This is a genomic window from Nocardia sp. NPDC004573 (assembly GCF_053602135.1).
Map to the genome: position 1 here is coordinate 65,388 of NZ_JBSGDA010000010.1, position 20,615 is coordinate 86,002.

Genomic DNA, 20,615 nt, shown 5'->3' on the forward strand with positions numbered 1-20,615 from the left:
GGCTCTGGTGACCGGCGCCAGTGCGGGAATCGGGCGGGCCATGGCGACAACTCTCGCCGCGCACGGCTGTTCGGTGACCGCCGTGGCGCGCGGCGCCGAAGGGCTCGAGACCCTGATCGCCGAACTCGGTGACGGTCACGACTATCTCACCGCCGATCTGGGCACCGAAGACGGACTGCGGGCGGTGACGGAGCGGCTCCGCACGGGCGGATACACGCTGCTGGTCAACAATGCCGGAACCGCCGAGCACGGCGACTTCGCCGCGCTCCCGATCGAATCATCGCTGGCCACTCTGGATCTCAACTGCCGGGCGGTGCTCGTTCTGGCTCGTGCCTTCCTCGGCGCGGCCACGCCCGGGTGCGTGCTGGTGAACGTGTCCTCGACGCTCGGGCACACACCGAAACCCGGCCTCGCCGTCTACAGCGCGACGAAAGCCTTCGTCACGGCATTGTCCGAAACCCTCTGGCACGAACAACGATCACGCGGTGTCCGGGTGCTGGCCCTGTGTCCCGGCGTCACCGCCACCGCCTCGCAGACCGCCACCGACGTGCCGCCCTGGCTGATCCAGACGCCCGAGCAGGTGGCGGCACGCACGCGGAAAGCGTTGGCCGGCGACACCGGCGCCGTCGTACTCACCAGCCCGCTCGACCGGGCACTCATCGCCGCCTTGCGGCTGCTGCCGCGCCGGGCCGCCCTGGCCCTGCTCGCCGACCGAAGGAGATCGCAATGACCACCACCGACACCGCCGCCATCCGCGCCCTCCTCGAGCGCAGCAGGCAGGCCTGGAATGCCGGCGACGGCGCCGCCTACGGCGCCTGCTTCACCGCGGACGCCACCGACGTCACCTATGTCGGCACCGTCTACCGCGGCGGTGCGGAGATCGGCCGCGCGCACCAGGCCTTGTTCGACAGCTTCTTGAAGGGCACGCGGTTGACCGTCGACATCCTCGACATCCGTTACTACGGCATGGATACCGCGGTCGTCGTGACGCGCGGGGAATCATCGAAGCGAGCGCCGAAGAAACTGGGCAAACTCGCCACTTACACCGTGGTCCGTGACACCGACGGGCAGTGGCGCATCGCGGCCGTGCAGAAGACCCAGCGCAAACCGCTCATGGAAGCGGTGTCGTTCCGGTCCCAGCCCGCCACCCGCCCCGCCGCGCACTGATGGCCGCCATCGCGGTCCTCGGCGCCACCGGACGCACCGGGCGCATACTGGTCGACCGGGCACTGGCCCGAGGGCATCGCGTCACCGCGATCGTCCGCCGGGCCCCCACCGCGGCCTCCGCGCGGGGGGCGACAATCATCACGGCCGACCCCTGCGCTCCGGGCGCGCTGACCGGACTCCTGGACGACCACGATGCGGTGATCTCCGCACTCGGCGCGACCGGACGCGGCCCCACGACGGTCTACTCCACCGCCGCGGTCGTCGCCGCGCTGCGGCCGGACGCGCTGCTTCTCGTGATCTCCTCGGCGGCGCTGGACATCCCGGCGGACGCGGGCGCGAGCACCAAGCTCCTCGCCGCCGCGTTGCGCACGGTCCTGCGGGACACCTACGCCGATATGGCCCGCATGGAACACTCTCTCGCGCAGAGCGATCTGCGCTGGACAGTCGTCCGACCCACCCGATTGACCGATGCACCCACAGGCGGCAGTCCGCGCGTGTCGCTGGGTGCGCGCCGGAAGGTCGGCCCGCGCACCGCACGGGCGGACTTGGCCGACCACCTCCTCGACGCCGTCGACGACCCGCACACCTATCGGTCCGTAGTCGCCGTCTCGTCCTGATCACCGCGCCACCACGCGTGGCGACGTCACAACCCGCCGTGGTCTGCCCCAACTCGCGAGCCCCGCACGCGTCTCGGCAATAAGGTGGAGCGCGGAATCGGCGATTCGGTTCCGCTGCGGCCAGGGGGTGCGATGCGATCGATGACGGTGCCTGCCGACGACGGGATCTCGCTGCATGTCGGTGTCACCGGACGCGGACCCGATGTCGTGGTCCTGTCCGGCGGGCCGGGCAGCGTCCATTACCTCGAGGACGTCCGGCTGGCGCCGCGCGGGACGCGCGCGTGGTATCCGGAGCCCAGAGGTGTCGGACGCTCCGAGGGCGGACCACACGACCTCGCCCAGGCCGTCGCCGATATCGAAGCGGTGCGGCGAGCCGCTGGGATCGACCGTTGGGTGGCGCTCGGCCACTCCTGGGGCTCGGACCTGGCGGTGCGCTACGCGCTGGACCATCCCGGCCGGGTCGGATCCGTGGTCGGCGTGGCCGGGCACGGACTGCACAAGGACCGAACCTGGTCCCAGGCCTACCAGTCCGCACGGCATCTGGAAGCCGACTTCGAGGTCGTGTGGGAACCGGACGTGCACGTCGCCCTGAGCGCGTCGTTCGTGCAGTGGATACACGAACCGGACCTTCTGCGGCGGTTGGCCGACTCCGATGTGGCGATGACCTTCGTGGCCCCGCGATACGACATCCGCCCGTCGCGGCCACTGCGTCAGCTCGCCGCACTGGTCCCACGCGGAAGATTCGAGGAACTCCCCGGCGTCGCCCACAATCTGTGGGCGACCGATCCGCGAGGGTGGGCCGACCTCGCCACGAGACTGTGCGTGACACCGAGCCCGCCCGCGGCGGAGCTGCCCAGGCCGTAGCCCGGCAACGCTGCAATCGCGTGACCGGTGCGTCCGCATGCGGATCGATGCCCGCGTAGCGCTGGTAACCGTTCGCCGGACAGGAACCGGTCGGCGACACGCCGTAGTGCCGGTCGGTTCCGGAGGCGCGTCGCGAGCAGTTGTTCGGGCTACCATCTGGCAAGGTCGCTCACCAACGTTTCCAGCCGGCATCCCGGGAGGTCAGCATCGATCACCCCGGTACCGGGAGCTGCCCGCACCACCGGCACACCGGGTCCGGGCTTCCCATGCCTGACTGCGACAACGCTGGGACCTGCCACGGCGCAACTAGGATGTCTCTCCGATCCCGGGTGCGACGGACCCAGGGTGCAGAGTGCGAATCGCTCTCGTCGACAAGCGAATCGGAATTCCCCGGTGACCGAACACGGTAGGAGGTACGCGGGTGGGCGCGGCAGCGCGATCCGGAAAGAGGCGAATCATCGAGAAGGCAGGCGCTGCCGTGGTGGCGATTGTGCTCATGTCGTCGATCGGCGCGACCGTGGCCACCGCCGCGCCGATCCACGCACCGATATCGCGGGCCAGAGCAGGCGGATACACCGATCTCTTCGTGCCGTCCAGCATGGGACCGATCAAAGTGCAGGTGCAGTGGGCGGCGCGCGGCGGGAGCGCGGCGCTCTACGTGCTCGACGGCCTGCGCGCACCGGCCGATCACAGTCAGTGGACGACCGATACCGACGCTCTGCGCCAATTCGCGGACGACAACGTCACCCTGGTGTTCCCGGTCGGCGGGCATTCGAGCTTCTACACCGACTGGTACCGGCCGAGTAGTACGAACGGTCAAGAGACGACGTACAAATGGGAGACCTTCCTCACGCGGGAACTGCCGGCCTATCTGCAGCGCTACGGCGTATCGCGCACCAACAACGCCATCGTCGGACCCTCCATGGGAGGTAATGCCGCCCTGACACTGGCCGCCCATCACCGCGACCAGTTCAAGTTCGCCGGCTCCTTCTCCGGATTCCTGCACCCGACCTTCCCGCTCTGGAACGAGGCGATGCGCGCCGCCATGTGGGACGAGGGCAACTTCAATGTCGACGACATGTGGGGACCGGCCGGCGACCCCGCCTGGAGCCGCAACGACGCCACCGAACAAGCGGAACTGCTGCGCGGACTGCCGATGTACGTCTCGACCGGCAACGGCCTGCCCGGCCCGCTCGATCTGCCGTTCGGCCTCGGCAACACGGTGAACGCGATGAGCCTCGAGACGATGACGATCGCGTCCGCGCAGATGTTCCGTGATCGGCTCGCGGCACTGGATATCACCGCCCGCGTCGACGTCCTCGACGGAACGCACACCTGGCCCTACTGGCAGCAAGCGCTCGCGACGGCGCGTCCGATGATCCTCGACGCGCTCGGCGCACACTGATCCGTCCCGGCAGCGTTGCGCCTTCTCGGCGAAAGCGTCTGTGCCCGGCGAGGGCATGCGGGCTCGGACGAAGGCCGTGGCACCCGCACGCCGCGATCGGCAGTGCCTCGTTTCCGCGTCGGCAGACGCGGGTAGCTCCGACAGGTGGCCGGCCGATGATCCAGGCCGGCGACACGTTCCGAGCAGTGAGGAGACGGTCGGGTGTCAGGGTTGTGGGCTGCGGGCGGGTGGGGATTGCTGGCCGGATCCGCCTTGCTGATGGGGGCTTCGGTGGGGTTCTTCGCCCGGGTCCCGGCCAGGATCGTGGCCGCCGTGATGGGCTTCGGCAGCGGAGTGCTGCTCTCGGCGGTGTCGTTCGAGTTGATCGCCGACGCGCACGAACGCGCCGGATTGCCGCCCACCGCCATCGGCGCGGTGGGCGGTGCGGTGATCTACACCCTGGCCGACATCGCCCTGGCCCGCCGCGGCGCCCGGCACCGCAAGCGCTCGGGAGACCAGCAGCCCAGCGAGTCCGAACTATCCGGCTCCGGTACCGCCATCGCGCTGGGCGCGCTGCTCGACGGTGTACCGGAATCCATCGTCATCGGGACGAGCCTGCTGGGCGGCAAAGCCGTCAGCGCCGTCACGGTGGCCGCGGTATTCATCAGCAACATCCCGGAGGGCTTGTCCAGCGCGGCCGGTATGCGCCGCGCGCACCGCCACCCGCGCTATGTGTTCGGCTTGTGGGGCGGTATAGCGCTGATCAGCGGTGTGGCGGCGATGGCGGGTTACGGCCTGCTCGGTGACGCCGCGCCCGCGTTACTGGCCGCCATCACCGCCCTGGCCGCCGGCGCGATCCTGGCCATGATCACCGACACGATGATCCCGGAGGCGTTCGAGAACGCCCATCTGTGGGTGGGGTTGATCACGGTGTCCGGTTTCCTTACCGCGTTCGCCCTGTCCCAGCTCGATCACTAGTGTTGTTTCCCCCAAAGGGCTTCGGCGATGCTCGCACTCCGAGATGTGTCGCGGCTCGACTTGGAGCGCGTTCCAGCCCGCGTTCCTTCCGCTGCTTCGGCGTTCCGCCGCCCCGGTCGTGGTCGATGTCAGCAGCAGTCTCGCCTTCCTGACCCGGGTCGCCACGCCGGGCACCCGGGCGCATGCCTACCCGGGCTTCGCCTGTCCGGCGGCGAAAACCGCGGTGAACGTGCTGACCGTGCAGTACGCCAAGGCGTTTCCGACGATGCGGATCAACGCGGTGGAGCCCGGTTCCACCCGATCCGACCTGAACGGGAACAGCGGCCTGCAAAGCGCGGAGCATGACGCCGAGATCACCGTGCGGATGGCGCAAGTGGGGGCCGGACGACCCCACCGGTGGCTTCTTCGACGCCGAAGGCGTCCTGCCCTGGTGACCGCGGGGCGTCCTTTGTTCGGCGGCCGAAGGGTGGCTTCGTCTCCGACCGCTGACCGGCTCACCGCGACGCGGCGTACGCGCTGCCCGATTGCTCTGTCGCTGCCGGTGAACGGAGCGCGTGCGCTCGCGCGATGACCTCGCGCAGACCGTATCCGTTGATGATGGGTATCCCGTAACGGTGCTGGAACCTGGTGCGCAGTTCGACGCGGGCGGGGGCCACGCAGCAGAGCGCGAAACGCACCGAGGAGGTGTCTGCCCGCATCCGGCCGGGCAGCTCGGACAGCGCGGTGTACAGGCCCGGGACCCCGGAGGAGTAGGTGGGCCGGAGTCGTTCGATCCGGTCCAGGAATGATCGCGGGTCCAGAGGGCCGACCATGGTGGCGCGGCCCCCGACGGCCAGCGGCGACAACGCGCCCAGCAGGATGCCGCATATCTGCTGCATCGGCAGCGTCGACAGACTGTGGTCGGCCTCGGTGAGGGCGAACACCTTGCTGACGAATTGGCACATGGTCCCCAGGTGACGGTGGTCGAGCATCGCCCGGTCGCCGCAGCAGTAGGTGATCAGCGCCAATTCCTCCGCACCTGGCCGCGCCGGATCGACGACGTCGCGTTCTGCCGTGGCGAGCGTGACGACCGGAACCGACGGGTCGACTCCCGCGGGCCGGGTGGTGGCGATGACGACCGTGGAACCGGCGTCGGATATCCGTCGGCCCGCTTCCGCGTCGTGCACCATCGGGTCGATCACGGCGGCCGCGGCCCCCAGGCGCCAGGTCGCGAACAGCGCCACCACGAGGTCGACGGCGCCAGGCAGCATGATCGCAACCACGTCGCCGGTCGTGACGCCCACGGCACGCAGCCCGGAGGCGGCTCGCTGGACGGCGGCCAGGAATTCGGCGTTGTTCAGCTCGGTGCGATCATCGGCGAGAGCGAGTATGTGCGGGGCGGCTTCGGCGCGACGGTCCGGGAGGGTCGAAAGCGTCATGCGATCTCCTCGACAACGGGCGGGGGGATTCGATGACAACGGTATGTGGCGGGGCCGGGCTCGACACCGTCGTTCAACGCTCAATTTCTTCGCCCGCTTTGTCGCCGGAGGACAAAGTCGATCGCGCGATTCGCCGCGCTGGCGAAGGGGGGACAACTAGGATCGGCTGGTGACGAATTCTCGTCGCGACCGTGCTGTCGAGCTGGACCGTTTCGTCGGGGAAATCGCCGCCCGCATGAACGAGCAGGTGACGGAAATCAGCGCGAGCATCCATCACGGCCTCGAGAAAGAGATATCCGAATTACGCGCGGATGTCCATACCGTCGACCTGCTCGGAGCCAGTGTGCAGGGCAATGTCGACACCATGCTGCACGCGCTGCGCCACGACATTCCCGCCGCGCGTATTCACCTACCCGCGGCGGCCGGCGAATACACCAGGCGGCTGGCCCAGCACGGTGTCCCGCTCAATGCCCTGGTCCGGGCCTATCATCTCGGCCAGCGGCTGGCGACCGAACGATTCTTCGCCGAACTGCAGGCGGCAGACCTCGCGCCGGTCGATTTTCTCGTCGCCCGGGCCATCGCCACCAGGCTGTTCGAGTACCTCGACCGATTGGTCCAGCAAGTCGTCGCGGTGTACGAAGGCGAGCGCGAGCATTGGCTGGAAACGCGCAACAGCGTCCGCGCGCTGGGCGTGCGCGAGATTCTGGAGGGGAAGGGCGCCATCGATGTCGACGCCACCGCCGAGAAGATCGGTTATCCGCTGCGGTGGCATCATCTGGCGCTCATCGTCTGGTACCCGGATTCCGGCACGCCCGGCGACGCACTGGGCCGGTTGCAGCGGTTCGTCCGCGGCTCGGCCGAGCCCGCGGGAGCCGACGCGACTCCCCTGTTCGTCGCCGACGATCAACTGAGCGGCTGGGCCTGGCTGCCGTACCGCTCGGCGCGACCCGACGCGGTCGCCGGCCGCCGCGGTTTCACGGCCGCGCTGAGCGATGCGCCGCGGGTGGCGATCGGCGCGATGGCTCCCGGAGTCGCGGGATTTCGCCGGTCGCATCGCCTGGCCCGGAGCGCGCGTTCGGTCGCGCTGGCGCGCGGGGACACCGGAGATCGGGTCGTCGCGGCCGACGATCCCGGACTACCGGTGGCGGCCCTGGTCGGCGGCCACGCGGCGGAAGTCCGGGAATGGGTCGGTGCGGTGCTCGGCGACCTGGCCTCCGACACCGGCAACGATGCCCGACTGCGCGAGACGCTCCAGGTGTTCCTGCGCACCGGATCGAGTTACAAAGCGGCCGCCGAGGAACTGGACTTGCACCCCAACTCGGTCAAATACCGCGTGGGGCGCGCTATTTCGCGACGCGGCAGGCCCATCGCCGACGATCGCCTCGACGTCGAACTCGCCTTGTTGATCTGCCACTGGTACGGACCGCCGACACCGCGGCCGGAAACCGCGTGAGTTCGCCGCGACAGCGCATCCGGCCGCTGCGAGGCTGCGTGCCCATACGTCACAGCCCTGCACATCTCTCTCGGCCTGACCCACCCGACACACCGCGGATCGAGTGCCGCAGGCGCGGTCGCGCAACCGGCACAGCAGATGCGCACTGCCGCCGCTCGACGTCGCACGCACATCCGATGGCGGCCCCTCGAAACGATCAGGAATCGAGAAGTACCGGTGACCGGCCCTGGCTAGCGTCTTCACCACCGACGTCCACCCGGCGATCTCCGGGGTTGCGCACAAGCAGAGGAGGACTCATGGACTGGAACAAGCGGATTCGGCAGATTCACCGGTGGCTGGCCGTCATCTTCACCGTGACTTTGATCGTCACAATCGCCGCCTTGGCGCTACAGGGCCCGGTCTGGTTGTCCTACGCGCCACTGCCTCCCCTCGCCCTGCTTCTCTTTTCCGGTCTCGGCCTACTCGTGTCGTGGTACACCGCGACGCGGCGTGACCGAGCAGCCGTGCCCCGGCAGGAGGTGGCGACAGAGGCTCCCCGACCCGCACAGCGGGTCCGGCGGCTGCACCGTTGGTCGGGCATCGTTTTCCTCCTGACCGTCCTCGCCACATTCGTCGCCTTGGCACCCGAGGATCCGATCGTCTGGGTGTCCTACCTGCCGCTTGTGCCGCTCGCCGTGCTGCTGTTCTCCGGCCTGTACATGGTGGCACTGCCGTTCGCGGCCAAGCGCCGCGCCGCGGCGACCCACCCACAGCCGGGATTGCGCACCACGTCCTAGCCGCCGTGCGGGCGGCGCCGAGACCTGGCCGTCACGGGGCGGGTTCGCCGGTACGGCAGCGGGCGATATGGTCGGAGCATGCGATCCCGGCCGCTGACTTTGATCCAGGACGACCTCGTCGACTACGACAAGGCCATGGAGCGCATGGGCGAGCTGGTCGACGAACGCCACAGCGACGCGCGGCCGGACACGCTTTGGCTGCTGAGCCATCCGCCGGTCTACACCGTCGGGCGCAGGACGCCGCTGGAGCACCTGCCCGATCCAGCTCACCACATTCCGGTGGTGGAAACCACTCGCGGGGGCCAGCTCACCTATCACGGCCCGGGCCAGCTGGTCGGCTATCTCATCGTGCGGCTCGATTCCGGCGAAGGGGTGGTCGACTACATCCGGGAGGTCGAGCTCCGCCTGATCGAAGCGCTCGGCCGGCTCGACGTTCCCGCGGAACGCCGCGACACCCCACCGGGCTCGGAACTGCTCACCGGGGTGTGGACCACCCGCACCGCCCGCAAGATCGTCTCCATCGGGATGCGCCAGAGCCGCGGGATCACCAGTCACGGCTTCGCGCTCAACGTGAACGGCGACCTCGAACCGTGGCACTGGGCTGTCGCTTGCGGGCTTCCCGACGTCGACATGACCTCCGTGGCCCGCGAGACCGGGACAGCCACCATGGAACAGGTGCGCCCGATCGTGGCCGCCGCGTTCGAGGCCGGCTGATCGTCCGGCGCGCCGGGCGATCACGTAAGCCGAGTCCGCCTTGCACCTCGTCGACGTGCGCGCGCAGGGCGGCGGCGAGCAGTTCCTCCTTGTCGGCGAAGTGGATGTAGAGGACCCCGGTGGCGACCCCGGCCGGGATCGAGAACGAGGTGGGGCCGTGGCCGTCCTGCGACCCGGCGCACGGGAAATGCGCGGCGAGCGAACCTAATACGGTGCCGAGATCGGTTCCGGCCAGTGCGGTCATGGCTACGAGCGCGAGGCGGCCACCGGGTCGCAGCGCGCGGACGAGATTGGCGAAGGCGGCGACCGGGTCGGCGAAGAACATGATCCCGGAGCGGCTCATCGCCACGTCGAACGCGGCCGCGGGGAACGGGTGCACCTGCGCGTCGCCTTGCCGGAACGACACATTCGCGATGCCCTCGGCCCGCGCGCGGTCGCGGGCGCACCGTGCCCGACATTATGCGTTACCAGACGTATCCCAAACGCGGGAGCTCGTGGTGCTGGCACAGCACAGAATCCGCGCGTCGATTCGCGCCGGCCACCCGGTGTGGGAAGAATGCTCGCCATCGCGAAAGCAATTGTCCGCCTGGGGATAACGTGCCATACGGAGCGGACGGGGATGACTGGAGAAACATCGGTGGTACTGCTGTGGGTGGCGATCGTCGGCATCGTCGTGGTTCTGCTCGGCGGTGCGGCCGCGGCCATGGTGTGGGATCCGGATTCCCGCCGCAGAGCCCGGGCAACCCGGAAGGGCGTCGCCCTGCCGTTGGCGAGAATGCCGTCACCCGACGACAGGTGGCCGCGCAGGCCGTAAGGGGTCGCCTGCCGATCCCCGGGCATGCCCGTGCGCCGTGTCCGTCGGGATGATCGGTCCGCAGCGGAGGCAGGCGATGTTGCCGGACAGTTGCCAACTCTGTCGCATGTCGGGCTTCCGAGGGCCTGCGCACGGGGTACGGTGCGGATTACGAGCACTGCGCCGGGCTTCGCGGGCGCCTGCGTGCGGCACCGGCACCGACAACCCCGAACGAGACGGAGGTGCGGCAGTGACAGAAGCCACGACCGGGCCGTGGCCTGCGCTGCAGGTGGACGACTGGACGCCCACGCGGGAGACGCTGCACATGTGGACGCAGATCGTCGGCAAGATCCGGCTCTCCCACGCTCCGCTGGTCAACCACTGGTGGCAGGTCACCTTCTACGTCAGCCCGAGGGGACTGACCACCTCGTCCATCCCGCATCCGACCGGTTGCTTCGACATCGAATTCGACTTCCTCGATCATCAGCTGCACATCCGGTCCAGCGACGGCCGAAGCCGGCGGGTCGCGCTCGAACCCAAGCCGGTCGCGGCCTTCTACGCCGAAACCGTCGCGGCTTTGGGCGAACTCGGCGTTCCGGTGCGCATCCAGGCCAGGCCCAACGAGGTCGAACCCGCCATCCCGTTCGCCGAGGACTACGAGCATCGTTCCTATGACGCGGCTGCCGCCACCTTGTTCTGGCGGCAACTGCTCGCCGCCGATCGGGTCATGCACGAGTTCCGTTCGCGTTTCATCGGCAAAGTCAGCCCGGTGCACTTCTTCTGGGGAGCGATGGATTTGGCGTGCACCAGATTCTCCGGGCGGGCAGCTCCTCGGCACCCGGGTGGCGCGCCCAACTGCGGCGACTGGGTCATGGTCGAGGGCTACTCGCACGAACTGAGCAGTTGCGGCTTCTGGCCCGGCGGCGGGGCCGAAGGCGCCTTCTACGCCTACGCGTACCCGGAGCCCGAGGGATTCGACGAGTACCCGGTCGGTCCGCCGGATGCCTTCTACAGCCGGGAGAACGGCCAATTCCTCCTGCCCTACGAGGCGGTTCGCACGTCCCCGGCGCCCGAGCGCGCGCTGCTCGAGTTCCTCGACACGACGTATGCGGCCGCCGCCGGACTCGGCCACTGGGACCGCGCCGCGCTGGAGGCGGACCCGGATCGCTGGCAGCACGAACGCGGATCGCGCGGCACAGAGCAGGCGCGACGGTGACCGGCTCGGCCGGGTGAATCGATGCGGCTCTCGACGGTCGCACGTGATCGTTCCAGCAGCGGGACGCCCTCTCCGCATGCGTAGCCCGCGGGCCGGATGTGCTCGTCATGGTTTGCGGTGCACTCTGCGCGGTTACCTGAACAACGGCACGTTGTACAGGGCAAGATCGAACACGTAGCAGCATGCACCTCATCGAGGCTGGTAGACCTCATCGTTCCCGACAATGGGAAGCTAGTAGCGCCAACGACTCATTGATCAATGTATCGTTATATGACGGCACGTTAATCGACGGGATGAATCTAATGCACAACACGAGGAAGCGCGTGACAGTGCGTCGAGTGGTGGCCTCGGCGCTGATCGGTGGGTCGGTCTTCACGGCGGCGGCGGTCGCTTGGCCCGAACCTTCTGTCACCACCACAGCGGACCGGTACTCGCACAACCCCGCCGACAAGCGCGGCTCCGGTGTGGGAGAGCGCTCCAGGAGCAGTAACCACGGCGGATACCGTGGACGCAACGAGCGTCCGTGCCAGTACACCCCGGAGGGTTACTGCACCGGAGGGCGCTGAGCTCGGCCCGATCGCCCTCCTCGCGGCGAACCGGATCGCTCGGGCGGCCCGAACGGGCCGCCCTTCCGCGTGGCATCAGGCCGCGGCGGGACCATAGTCCAAGTGGACGACGCCGTTGGCGTAGACCTCCTGTTCTTTGAGCGCGAGCTTGGTCGCCTCGACACCGTCGCTCCACAGGCGCTTACCCTTGCCGAGCGCGATCGGGTACACGAACAGATGCAGGTCATCGACCAAACCTTCCGCGAGCAGCGCCCGCACCAGCGTGCCGCTGCCGCTGACGTAGATGACGCCGTCGACCTCGTCCTTCAGCTTGCGGATGACATCCGCGTCGTAAGCGCCCAGACGGGTGCTGTTGGCCCATTCCACCCGCGGCTCCCCCGCACCCACCACGTATTTCATCGTGTCGTTGAAGAACGGCGCGCCCGGGTCGTCCTCGGCGGTGCGGGTCGACCAGGCCGGGGCGAACATCTCGAAGGTGGTGCGGCCCAGCAGGATCGCTTTCGACGCCGAGGTGATCGCACCCAGGGTCTCCCCCATCTTCGGGTCGAACCCGTACTCGAAGGTCCAGGACGGATCCTCGTACACCCCGTCGAGGGCGATGAACTCGTGTACTGCGATGGTGCCCATCGGTTTTCCTTTCACGTGCGGCGGTCGCCGGATGCGGCCGGTCTCGCTGTCGAGAACGACTCTGCCGCCACCGCCTTACGGTTTGTTTACGGTCGGTCCGTCACCGGCGCACCGACTCGGTTCGCGGTTGCTTTCTACCGCACGAACGGCGTGCCGGCCCGTGCCGCGCGCAAGGCGCACGCCCACCACAAGAGCTGGTCGATCGCGGCGTCGACGATCTCGTCCAGTTCCGCGTCGCGCCGTGGCCAGCTGCCGTCGCTCGCGAAGCGCTGCCAAGCCTTGGTGATGGTCACGGTACGCCGGATGAGCACGGCGTTCAGTTCGCCGAAGACAGGCCGTAGCTGGGCGGCGGCGTGACCGCCGTCCGCGTCGCCGCCGTATCCCACCACCGTGACCGGCTTGGCGGCCCACTCCGCGTCGAACCAGTCGACGGCGTTCTTCACCGCGGCCGGGAAGCTCCGGTTGTACTCCGGAGTGACCACGACGAACGCGTCCGCGACCGCCAGCCGCGCGCCGAGAGCGCGGACCGCGGCCGGGAGCGGCTCGTCGTGATCGGTCAGCCGATCGGGCAGCCCCGTCGTCGCGAGATCGATCCGGTCCACGTCCACTTGCCTGCGGCGGTTCAGCCGCCCGGCGAACCAGTCCGCCACCGTGGGACCGAACCGGCCGGTGCGGGTGCTGCCCACGATCAGCGCCACCCGGACCTGGCCCGCACCCGTCATCACAGGTCCTCGGCGGCGGCGAGCGTCTTCTCGACGGTGCCTGTGGCGTAGCCGATCCGGGGCGGGGCGGGGATGGGTTTCATGTCGAGCTCTCTTTCCGCGAGTCCGATGTCCGGCGTTCCCACTGTGGGCACAGCACCTTCCGATTTGTTTGCGGTCGGCCTCCGGCGCCGCTGGCATAGGCTGCCCGCATGCGTTTCGGGGTGCTCGGTCCGTTGACGGTCTGGACGGATGTGGGCGACGTAGTGCCGATTCCGGGGACCAAAGTGCGGGCGCTGCTGGCCGACCTGCTGGTCACGCCCGGCCAACCGGTGTCCGGCGACCGGCTGATCGACGACATCTGGACCGACGACCCGCCCGGCAATCCGGCGGGCACGCTGGCGGCCAAGGCCTCGCAGCTGCGCAGGGCACTGGCAGACGCCGAACCCGGCGGACGGGACCTGGTGGTCTCCCCGCCACCGGGATATCGGCTGGCCACCGTCGAGATCGACGCGCAGGAGTTCCGCGCGCTGGTGGCCGCCGCGCGCGCGGCGGCCGACCCGGCCGAGCGGGCCGGCGCGCTCACGGCGGCACTCGCCCTCTGGCGCGGGCCCGCGTTCGCCGATTTCCGGGACGCGCCGTTCGCCCAGCCCGCCATCGCCCAGCTCGAGGAGCAGCGCCTGGTGGCGGTGGAGGAGCTGGCGGAAACGCGGCTGATGCTGGGCGAATACCGGGAAGTCGCCGGCGAGCTCACCGCATTCGTGACTGCGCACCCGCTGCGCGAGCGGTTGCGCGCCGCCCATCTGCGCGCGCTCTACGGCGCGGGAAGGCAGGCCGAGGCGCTGGACGGCTACGAGGAGCTGCGCAGGCACCTCGCCGACGAACTCGGCATCGACCCGAGCCCGGAACTGATCGAGTTGCACCGCGCGATCCTGGCGCAGGACCTGCCCCGCGCCGCCCGGTCACCGGAAAGCGTCGTCGCCCGGCGGCGCAGCTCGAACCTTCCCGCGCCGCGCACCGAGCTGATCGGCCGCGACGCCGACCTCGCGCAGTTGTGCGACGCCGTCGGCAACGCCCGGCTCGTCACGCTGACCGGGCCCGGTGGGGTGGGCAAGACGCGCTTGGCGCTCGCCGCCGCCGCGGCGGTGACCGGACGCTTCGGCAACGGAACCTGGCTGGTGGAACTGGCCTCGCTGCAACCGACCAGAACCGACGGCGCGACGTTTCTGGCCGACGCCGTGGCCGGTGTGCTCGGCATCCGCGCCGTGGACGGCGTCGACCCGACCGGGTCGCTGTGCGAGGCGCTGGCCGAGCAGGAGCTGCTGCTGGTGCTGGACAACTGCGAGCACGTGGTGGACCGCGCCGCCGACCTGGCCGAGGTGCTGCTCGGCGCGGCCCCCCGATTGCGCATCCTGGCCACCAGCCGGGAGCCGCTGCGGCTGCCCGGCGAGGACGTCGTCGCACTGCAACCACTGGAGGTGCCCGCCCGGGACGCGGCGCCGGACGAGATCGCCCGAGCGGGAGCGGTGCGCCTGTTCGTCACGCGAGCGCGCGCGGGTGACCGCGATTTCGCCCTCGACGCCGACACCGCCGCGCCGGTCGCGACGCTGTGCCGCAGACTCGACGGTATTCCGCTCGCTTTGGAACTCGCCGCCACCCGCGTGCGCGCGCTGGGTGTGCACGAGATCGTCGCCCGGCTCGACGACCGGTTCAAGCTGCTGGCCACCGGGCATCGCGGCGTGCCGCCGCGGCAGCAGACCCTGGCGGCGATGATCGACTGGAGCTGGGGCCTGCTGGACTCGACCGAGCAAGCGGTGCTGCGCAGGCTGGCGGTACACACGGGCGGTTGCACCTTGGCGGCCGCGGAGGCGGTGTGCTCCGTGGGCGACGATCCGGCCGTGGACGCGTCGATGGTCACCGACGTCGTCGGCAGGCTGGCCGACCGGTCGCTGGTGCACCCGGCCGGACGTCGTTACCGCTTGCTGGAATCGGTGGCCGCGTTCAGTCTCGACCGGCTGGCCGAGGCCGGTGAGCTCGAGGCGGCGCACCTGGCCCACCATCGGTACCACCTGCGGCTGGCCGAGCGCGCCGAACCCGAGCTGTACGGCGCCGACCAGCGCCGCTGGCTGCGGCGCCTGGACGACGACTCGGCGAATCTGCGTGCGGCGCTGGACGGTTTCCTGCGCGCGGGCGACGCGGACCGGGCGCTGCGGCTGGTGAACGCGCTCGCCTGGTACTGGCAGCTGCGCGGGCGGCTCACCGAGGCGCGGCGCTGGCTGGACGCGGCGCTGGCGCTCGGCGGCGCGCCGCGTCATCGGGCTCGGGCAATGGCGTGGAACATCGGATTCGCCTTCCAGCAAGGTCAATTCGGAGACGGCCACGCCAAGCGTGCCGCGGTGTTCGCCCTGTACGACACGGTCGACGATCCGGCCGGGCGGGCGCGCGCCGAACTGTTCCTCGGGTTCTCCGCACTGGAATCCGGTGACGTGCTCGAGCTGGAAGCGCTACTGCGCAAGGCGCTTTTGGTCTGCGCGGAACTCGGTGACCGTTGGGGCGTGGCGTCCGCGCACGTGGCGCTGGCCAAGGCGGCGCACAATCGCGTCGACCTGCCGGAATTGGAACGGCACGCGCGCACGGCCGCACGGCTGTTCGCCGAGCTCGACGACCGCTGGGGCCGCTTGCAGGCCGCGGAGTGGCTCGGCGGGCTGGCCGAGCTCACCGGTGAACTGGCTGCCGCCACCGACATCCACGCCGAAGCACTCGGCCTCGCGCAGGAACTGGAACTGTGGGGGCAAGCGTGCACGCACCTGTGCTGGCTGAGCTGGATCGCCATGCAGCACACCGAGTTCGGCAGGGCGCGGAAGCTCGGTGAACAAGCGCAGCGCATCGCGGCCGAGCACGGGTACGAGCCCGGACGGTTGTTCGCCTCGATCGTGCTCGCGTTCGTCGCGCGGCGCGACGGCCGAGCCGACGCGGCGGAGCGGATCCTGCGCGAGCTGCTGGCACTCCCCCTCGCCGAGGGCGAGGAGACTCCGCTGTTCCTGCCGATGCTGCAGGTCGAGCTGGGCTACATCCTGGAGCAGCGCGGCGAACTCGACGCCGCGTTCGAGTTGTTCCTGACCGCGTTCGACGGCGCGCAACGCATCGGCGCACCCCGCGACACAGCTTTCGCCCTGGCCGCGCTCGCCGCGCCACTGGCCCAACTACATCTGCCGGAGGCCGCAGCATTCCTGCTCGGCGCCGCCGCCGCGGTGCGCGAGGCCAACGGCATCGCTGTGCTCCCCGCCGAACGCCCCGACATCGACCGGCCGGCGAACCTCGCGATCACGGCGCTCGGCGAGGGCGCTTTCGCCGAGCGCCACACCGCGGGAACACGGTCGGCTCCGCTCGAGGCGCGCGACCTGGCGGCCGAGGTCATGCTGAGCATCGCCGCCACCTGACGCACACGCAACGCACCGCGGCCCGGCGAGCAGTCGTCGGTGGCCGAACAACACCGGCCCGACGGTGGCCGTCGAGCCGGTGGGTCACGAATCGGACCGCGGGTCAGCCGATGATCGCGTTCATGATCGTGCCCGCACTCGTCGCCACCGCGCCACCGGCCATCGCGCTGGCGACCATCTTCGGCGACTGGAGAGTCCCGCCGTTCCATTTCTCCCACGCGAACCTGCCGCCGCCGTAGGTGATCGCCGTTATTCCGGACAACTGGACCAACCAGGTGAAGTAACGGCCCATCTGCATCAGTTTGTCCGCGAGCGGCGGCTCTTCGGCGGTCGGATTTTCGAACTGCGCGATCACGGTGTCGTGCAGCGCGGCGAGAATCATGCTCACGTTCGTGCTCCTTTTCGCATGCCGAGGTGATGCCGGAGACAGATTCGAGCGAAAGAACCGCGCCACCGAAGAAGTCCGGCGCGCGACGGGCACTGCGACGCCCACGGCCGCCGATTCGGCGGTCCCGTGTCGCGTCCTGCTTTCCTGCCGGGAAAGTCGAGACAAGATCAATTAGACCGCACGGCGCGAGTGTATTCCCCGCGACACACCGCGCCGTGCATGATCGAACTCACAGCCGGCTGCCCTGCCGGAGCAGGCTGCGACGACTACGATTTCCCTAGGTGCGGGACCGACATGTCGGTGCAGTGCGGCGCCGAACCTTCCGCTGAGATCACCGTGACCGCGGGGAGGGCACAATGCACACCGCTTTCTTGATTCCACTGCTCATCACGCTGTTGATCGTCACGGCGACGGCCGTCGTGGCCGGTTACGCCACCGCTGTCGCCGCTTATTGGTGTGAGCTGCGCTCCACCGAAAAACACGGCGGCCGGCCGAATATCTCACCGCGCTGACATTTCCTCGAACACGCCGAACGGGCCGGCGATCCTGCGACACCCCGGCCCGCCGTTCGTCCGATCAGACCGTTACGCCGGATTTCGCGATCACCGTCTCGCCGAGCCACGGCAGTACCGCGTCCCGCACCCGCACCGTCCGTGACAGCAGGCCGTTGACTGCCAGCAGATCGGCCGCGTGCTGCTGTTCGTCGAGGAATTCCTCGGACACGGGTTCGACGCCGAAGGGCCTGCCGCGCAGCGCGGCCTCCCACGCGTCCAGGCTCGCGGTCCCGCCGCGGGCTGTCACGTCGTCGACGAAGTACCGGGCGGCCGCGCGCGGGTTGTCCTTGATCCACGCGTCCGACTGCTGCAAAGCGGTGATGATCGCCGTGAGCGCCGCGGGGTCGCCTTCGGCGAAGTCCCGGCGGGTGAACCACAGCGAGGGGTGGCTGAACAGCGACTCGGTGTCCACGAGCGTCCGCAGGTCGGCGGCCGCTTCGATCGCGGCCAGACCCGGGTACGCGCCGACCCAGGCGTCCAGATCGCCGCGCAGCAGCGCCGCGCCGCCGTCGTGCACGTCGGTGTCCACCGGCTCGATGTCCTTCCACGCCAGGCCCGCGCGGTGCAGCGCGAGCAGGGCGAGGGTGGTCTGCCAGGAACCGTGCGCGATGCCGACCCGCCTGCCCTTCAGATCCAGCACCGTCTCGATACCGGAATCGGCCCTGGTGACCAAGCGGCCGTTCTCCACCCGGGGCCCGGAGATGCCGACGTAGACGATGTCGCGCCCGTTGGCGAGCGCGGTCAGCGGCGGTGTGAAGCCCGTGCCGATGAAGTCGTAGCCGCCCTCGAAGAGATGATCGGAATGCAGCGACGGCAGTCCCGACCGCGGGTCGACCGGCGCCGGGCGCGGTAGGTCGCGCAGGTCCACCCACTCCACGTCGGGCAGCAGGTTCTCCAGGATGCCGCGATGACGCAGGACGAAAAGGGAATTGTTGTGCGGGAAGTAGCCGACACGAATGGTCATGATCGCTCCTCGATTCGGATGTGCGACGCCGGTCAGATCAGGCCGCGGCGGCGGGCCTCGTCGGCGAGGCCGGTGCGGCTCCACTGCACCGCGAGATTGGACGGGTCGAATTCCACCGAGCCGCCGAGCGTTTCGGCGATCGCCTGATACTGCGCGCCCTCCTCGAGCAGCACGACGAACTTCGCCAGTTCCAGCAGCCCCGCACGCCCGATGACGTTCGCACCGCCGTTGGCCTCGAAGACCGCGACCAGGTCCGGATCCTCGACCAGCCGGGACAGGATGAAATCGCCCGCGCCGACGCTGCGGTCGATGTGCGGCGGGACGGCCCTGGACAGAGTGAGCCGCTGCGCGGCCGCGTGGCGGATCGGGAGCGTGCGATGGGTCTGCGCCCACCCGCCCAGCCACGGAGTATGGATATGCACGAGGGAAGTGATCTCCGGATGCGCGCGGAACACCTTCGCGTAACCGGTGACGAATCCGGCGGAGCCCGTCCCGGACAGCACCTCGCCGTCGAAAGTGGCGACCACCGGCGCGATGGTGCGGTCCTCGGCCCACGGCCCCGGTTCGTTCAGGGCGACGGCGATCTCCGCCGGGCACGCGTTCGACGAAGTTGACGGTGCCGTTGCCGGAGACGGTGCCGGTCTCCCGGAACACTCGGAAGGCTTTCTCGGCGTCGCGGGTCGCGGCGGCCGCGAACGCGGTGACGGACTCCGGCAACCGGGTCTCGGTGGTGGTCATGATCTCTCCTGAATCAGCGTGCGGGGGAAAGGGATGCGGCGGGAGCGGAGGCGGTGAGCCGGGATCGGCCCAGCAGCGGGAGCACTTCTTCGCCGACGCGGTACGCCTCCTCCAGATGCGGGTTGCCCGCGAGGATGAAGGCGTCGACACCGAGGTCGATCAGTTCGTCGAGCCGCTGCGCGACCTGCTCGTAGCTGCCGACCAGGCCGAATGCCGGCCCGCCGCGGATCAGGCTGAAGCCGCACCAGACGTTGGGCTGGACTTCCAGGTCGCGGTAGCCGGTGATGGTCTGCGGCACCCACCCCTGGATGCGGGCGGCGCCGACCGAGTCGCCCTTGGCCGCCCGCTCGGCGGCGCCGCGGTCGACGAAGGCCCAGCCCTTCTCGATCTCCGCCCAGGCCGCCTCCTCGGTATGCCGGGCCAGTACATCGATGCGGACGGCGAACTTCGGTGTGCGGCCCGTGGTCTCGGCGTGGGCGCGCACGCCGTCGAACTTGGCGCGCAGGTCGGCGAACGGCTCCAGCCAGGACAGGTAGTAGTCGGCGTGCCTGCCTGCCGCGCGCACCGCGGCGGCCGAGGACCCGGAGAAGTACACCTCGGGAAACGGCTGTCCGGCGATGCCCGGGGCGAGCGCGGCGCCTCGGGTCCGGAAGAACCGGCCCTCGTGGTCGTACGGGTCGCCGTCCCACACGCCGCGCAGCACGTCGAGGAACTCGCTGGTGCGGGCGTAGCGATCGTCGTGCGCGACCTTGTCGCCCCACCACAGCTGGGCGGGCCCGCCGCCGCCGCTGATGATGTTGTAGACCAGCCTGCCGCCGGTCGCCCGCTGCAGGCTCGCCGACATCCGCGCCGCCTGCACCGGGTGCAGGAAGCCGGGCTGGAACGCGACCATGAAACGGTAAGTGGTGGTCTCCCTGGCCAGCGCCGCCGCGACCGCCCACGGGTCGTCGGTCACCGGGAACGAGGGCAGCAGGCCGCCGAGGAAACCGGCCGATTCGGAGGCCCTCGCCACCGCCGCCATGTGGTCGATGTAGCCGTAGCCGTCGAGGGCGCCGCCACGGATGGCGGGGGCGATATTGCCCGGCCCGTAACCGTTGGCGTGGCCGCGGTTGTATCGGCGTGGCGTGCGCAGCGACGCGTGGTCGCCCTCCATGCCGATGCGCCAGTAGATATCGATGGTCATGCGGTTGCCTCCTGCGCGGTCAGGGTGCGGCCGACCGGGTCGGCGAGGAAGAAGAACGCCGAATCCAGCCGGTA

At 69.7% G+C, this 20,615-nt stretch carries 21 protein-coding genes and 2 pseudogenes; 14 read left to right on the plus strand and 9 right to left on the minus strand.

What is annotated here, in order from left to right; translation table 11 throughout:
• Positions 1–7 precede the first annotated feature (7 nt).
• From ACWEKR_RS17920 to ACWEKR_RS17945, 6 genes are all read left to right on the plus strand, one after another.
• Complete coding sequence (locus ACWEKR_RS17920) at positions 8–730, plus strand: SDR family NAD(P)-dependent oxidoreductase (RefSeq protein ID WP_452355387.1); 723 nt, start codon at positions 8–10, stop codon at positions 728–730.
• Positions 727–1,167 (plus strand): SgcJ/EcaC family oxidoreductase, encoded by a 441-nt coding sequence (locus ACWEKR_RS17925; RefSeq protein WP_452355388.1) that lies wholly within the window; start codon positions 727–729, stop codon positions 1,165–1,167. The genes ACWEKR_RS17920 and ACWEKR_RS17925 overlap by 4 nt, the downstream gene beginning before the upstream one ends.
• On the plus strand, positions 1,167–1,784 hold the full coding sequence (locus ACWEKR_RS17930; RefSeq protein WP_452355389.1) for an NAD(P)-dependent oxidoreductase: 618 nt from the start codon (positions 1,167–1,169) through the stop codon (positions 1,782–1,784). Before ACWEKR_RS17925 ends, ACWEKR_RS17930 begins: the two co-directional genes overlap by 1 nt.
• A gap of 141 nt (positions 1,785–1,925) precedes the next feature.
• Entirely contained in the window at positions 1,926–2,648 is a 723-nt protein-coding gene (locus ACWEKR_RS17935) for an alpha/beta fold hydrolase (RefSeq protein WP_452355390.1), read from the plus strand.
• Between the two features lie 496 nt (positions 2,649–3,144).
• Positions 3,145–4,053, plus strand: a complete 909-nt coding sequence (locus tag ACWEKR_RS17940; RefSeq protein WP_452355549.1) for an alpha/beta hydrolase — start codon at positions 3,145–3,147, stop codon at positions 4,051–4,053.
• Between the two features lie 201 nt (positions 4,054–4,254).
• On the plus strand, positions 4,255–5,010 hold the full coding sequence (locus tag ACWEKR_RS17945) for a ZIP family metal transporter (protein WP_452355391.1): 756 nt from the start codon (positions 4,255–4,257) through the stop codon (positions 5,008–5,010).
• Between the two features lie 494 nt (positions 5,011–5,504).
• Here the strand turns inward: ACWEKR_RS17945 and ACWEKR_RS17950 are convergent, their stop codons facing one another.
• Positions 5,505–6,428, minus strand: a complete 924-nt coding sequence (locus tag ACWEKR_RS17950; RefSeq protein ID WP_452355392.1) for a class I adenylate-forming enzyme family protein — start codon at positions 6,426–6,428, stop codon at positions 5,505–5,507.
• A gap of 169 nt (positions 6,429–6,597) precedes the next feature.
• Here ACWEKR_RS17950 and ACWEKR_RS17955 point away from each other — a divergent pair, with 169 nt between their 5' ends.
• The 3 genes from ACWEKR_RS17955 (at position 6,598) to lipB (ending at position 9,371) form a co-directional block, all read left to right on the plus strand.
• On the plus strand, positions 6,598–7,881 hold the full coding sequence (locus tag ACWEKR_RS17955; RefSeq protein ID WP_452355393.1) for a PucR family transcriptional regulator: 1,284 nt from the start codon (positions 6,598–6,600) through the stop codon (positions 7,879–7,881).
• 296 nt (positions 7,882–8,177) lie between these two features.
• Positions 8,178–8,657 (plus strand): hypothetical protein, encoded by a 480-nt coding sequence (locus tag ACWEKR_RS17960; RefSeq protein ID WP_452355394.1) that lies wholly within the window; start codon positions 8,178–8,180, stop codon positions 8,655–8,657.
• Between the two features lie 78 nt (positions 8,658–8,735).
• Positions 8,736–9,371, plus strand: a complete 636-nt coding sequence (gene lipB / locus ACWEKR_RS17965; protein WP_452355395.1) for a lipoyl(octanoyl) transferase LipB — start codon at positions 8,736–8,738, stop codon at positions 9,369–9,371.
• Between the two features lie 253 nt (positions 9,372–9,624).
• Here lipB and ACWEKR_RS17970 read toward each other — a convergent pair.
• Positions 9,625–9,804 (minus strand): annotated as a pseudogene (locus tag ACWEKR_RS17970) (class I SAM-dependent methyltransferase); the annotation flags it as partial.
• A gap of 186 nt (positions 9,805–9,990) precedes the next feature.
• On the opposite strand from ACWEKR_RS17970, the gene ACWEKR_RS17975 reads away from it, so the two are divergent.
• The 3 genes from ACWEKR_RS17975 to ACWEKR_RS17985 all read left to right on the plus strand — a co-directional run bounded on the left by ACWEKR_RS17975 (position 9,991) and on the right by ACWEKR_RS17985 (position 11,946).
• The gene (locus tag ACWEKR_RS17975; RefSeq protein ID WP_452355396.1) at positions 9,991–10,185 is read left to right on the plus strand and encodes a hypothetical protein; all 195 of its coding nucleotides are present in this window, start codon (positions 9,991–9,993) and stop codon (positions 10,183–10,185) included.
• Between the two features lie 229 nt (positions 10,186–10,414).
• On the plus strand, positions 10,415–11,380 hold the full coding sequence (locus tag ACWEKR_RS17980) for a DUF5996 family protein (protein WP_452355397.1): 966 nt from the start codon (positions 10,415–10,417) through the stop codon (positions 11,378–11,380).
• Positions 11,381–11,703: 323 nt separating this feature from the next.
• Positions 11,704–11,946 (plus strand): hypothetical protein, encoded by a 243-nt coding sequence (locus tag ACWEKR_RS17985; protein WP_159839988.1) that lies wholly within the window; start codon positions 11,704–11,706, stop codon positions 11,944–11,946.
• A gap of 75 nt (positions 11,947–12,021) precedes the next feature.
• Here the strand turns inward: ACWEKR_RS17985 and ACWEKR_RS17990 are convergent, their stop codons facing one another.
• From ACWEKR_RS17990 to ACWEKR_RS18000, 3 genes are all read right to left on the minus strand, one after another.
• Positions 12,022–12,573, minus strand: coding sequence for a dihydrofolate reductase family protein (locus ACWEKR_RS17990; RefSeq protein ID WP_452355398.1), 552 nt, complete (start codon positions 12,571–12,573; stop codon positions 12,022–12,024).
• 134 nt (positions 12,574–12,707) lie between these two features.
• Positions 12,708–13,295, minus strand: coding sequence for an NADPH-dependent FMN reductase (locus ACWEKR_RS17995; RefSeq protein WP_452355399.1), 588 nt, complete (start codon positions 13,293–13,295; stop codon positions 12,708–12,710).
• On the minus strand, positions 13,295–13,429 hold the full coding sequence (locus tag ACWEKR_RS18000) for a hypothetical protein (protein ID WP_267470420.1): 135 nt from the start codon (positions 13,427–13,429) through the stop codon (positions 13,295–13,297). The genes ACWEKR_RS17995 and ACWEKR_RS18000 overlap by 1 nt, the downstream gene beginning before the upstream one ends.
• A 57-nt stretch (positions 13,430–13,486) precedes the next feature.
• Here ACWEKR_RS18000 and ACWEKR_RS18005 point away from each other — a divergent pair, with 57 nt between their 5' ends.
• Positions 13,487–16,714: an AfsR/SARP family transcriptional regulator gene (locus ACWEKR_RS18005; protein WP_452355400.1), complete on the plus strand. Its 3,228-nt coding sequence runs from the start codon at positions 13,487–13,489 to the stop codon at positions 16,712–16,714.
• Between the two features lie 103 nt (positions 16,715–16,817).
• Here the strand turns inward: ACWEKR_RS18005 and ACWEKR_RS18010 are convergent, their stop codons facing one another.
• Entirely contained in the window at positions 16,818–17,096 is a 279-nt protein-coding gene (locus tag ACWEKR_RS18010) for a hypothetical protein (RefSeq protein WP_043736702.1), read from the minus strand.
• Positions 17,097–17,458: 362 nt separating this feature from the next.
• Between ACWEKR_RS18010 and ACWEKR_RS18015 the strand changes: the two genes are divergently transcribed.
• Positions 17,459–17,614 carry a hypothetical protein gene (locus ACWEKR_RS18015; RefSeq protein WP_195092017.1) on the plus strand — a complete coding sequence of 52 codons (156 nt, stop codon included), beginning with the start codon at positions 17,459–17,461 and terminating at the stop codon, positions 17,612–17,614.
• 64 nt (positions 17,615–17,678) lie between these two features.
• Here ACWEKR_RS18015 and ACWEKR_RS18020 read toward each other — a convergent pair whose 3' ends face one another.
• From ACWEKR_RS18020 to ACWEKR_RS18030, 3 genes and pseudogenes are all read right to left on the minus strand, one after another.
• Complete coding sequence (locus ACWEKR_RS18020; protein WP_452355401.1) at positions 17,679–18,620, minus strand: ABC transporter substrate-binding protein; 942 nt, start codon at positions 18,618–18,620, stop codon at positions 17,679–17,681.
• A gap of 32 nt (positions 18,621–18,652) precedes the next feature.
• Positions 18,653–19,358, minus strand: a pseudogene (locus tag ACWEKR_RS18025) (class II aldolase/adducin family protein).
• Positions 19,359–19,371: 13 nt separating this feature from the next.
• The gene (locus ACWEKR_RS18030; protein ID WP_452355402.1) at positions 19,372–20,541 is read right to left on the minus strand and encodes an LLM class flavin-dependent oxidoreductase; all 1,170 of its coding nucleotides are present in this window, start codon (positions 20,539–20,541) and stop codon (positions 19,372–19,374) included.
• Between the last annotated feature and the right edge of the window lie 74 nt (positions 20,542–20,615).

What these genes read in the sequence shown, in the direction of transcription:
- ACWEKR_RS17925 (WP_452355388.1), top strand. Translation starts at nt 727, where the DNA reads ATGACCACCACCGACACCGCCGCCATCCGCGCCCTCCTCGAGCGCAGC.
- ACWEKR_RS17930 (WP_452355389.1), top strand. Translation starts at nt 1,167, where the DNA reads ATGGCCGCCATCGCGGTCCTCGGCGCCACCGGACGCACCGGGCGCATA.
- ACWEKR_RS17935 (WP_452355390.1), top strand. Translation starts at nt 1,926, where the DNA reads ATGACGGTGCCTGCCGACGACGGGATCTCGCTGCATGTCGGTGTCACC.
- ACWEKR_RS17940 (WP_452355549.1), top strand. Translation starts at nt 3,145, where the DNA reads ATGTCGTCGATCGGCGCGACCGTGGCCACCGCCGCGCCGATCCACGCA.
- ACWEKR_RS17950 (WP_452355392.1), bottom strand. Translation starts at nt 6,428, where the DNA reads ATGACGCTTTCGACCCTCCCGGACCGTCGCGCCGAAGCCGCCCCGCAC.
- ACWEKR_RS17960 (WP_452355394.1), top strand. Translation starts at nt 8,178, where the DNA reads ATGGACTGGAACAAGCGGATTCGGCAGATTCACCGGTGGCTGGCCGTC.
- lipB (WP_452355395.1), top strand. Translation starts at nt 8,736, where the DNA reads ATGCGATCCCGGCCGCTGACTTTGATCCAGGACGACCTCGTCGACTAC.
- ACWEKR_RS17975 (WP_452355396.1), top strand. Translation starts at nt 9,991, where the DNA reads ATGACTGGAGAAACATCGGTGGTACTGCTGTGGGTGGCGATCGTCGGC.
- ACWEKR_RS17990 (WP_452355398.1), bottom strand. Translation starts at nt 12,573, where the DNA reads ATGGGCACCATCGCAGTACACGAGTTCATCGCCCTCGACGGGGTGTAC.
- ACWEKR_RS17995 (WP_452355399.1), bottom strand. Translation starts at nt 13,295, where the DNA reads ATGACGGGTGCGGGCCAGGTCCGGGTGGCGCTGATCGTGGGCAGCACC.
- ACWEKR_RS18005 (WP_452355400.1), top strand. Translation starts at nt 13,487, where the DNA reads ATGCGTTTCGGGGTGCTCGGTCCGTTGACGGTCTGGACGGATGTGGGC.
- ACWEKR_RS18010 (WP_043736702.1), bottom strand. Translation starts at nt 17,096, where the DNA reads ATGATTCTCGCCGCGCTGCACGACACCGTGATCGCGCAGTTCGAAAAT.
- ACWEKR_RS18015 (WP_195092017.1), top strand. Translation starts at nt 17,459, where the DNA reads ATGCACACCGCTTTCTTGATTCCACTGCTCATCACGCTGTTGATCGTC.
- ACWEKR_RS18020 (WP_452355401.1), bottom strand. Translation starts at nt 18,620, where the DNA reads ATGACCATTCGTGTCGGCTACTTCCCGCACAACAATTCCCTTTTCGTC.
- ACWEKR_RS18030 (WP_452355402.1), bottom strand. Translation starts at nt 20,541, where the DNA reads ATGACCATCGATATCTACTGGCGCATCGGCATGGAGGGCGACCACGCG.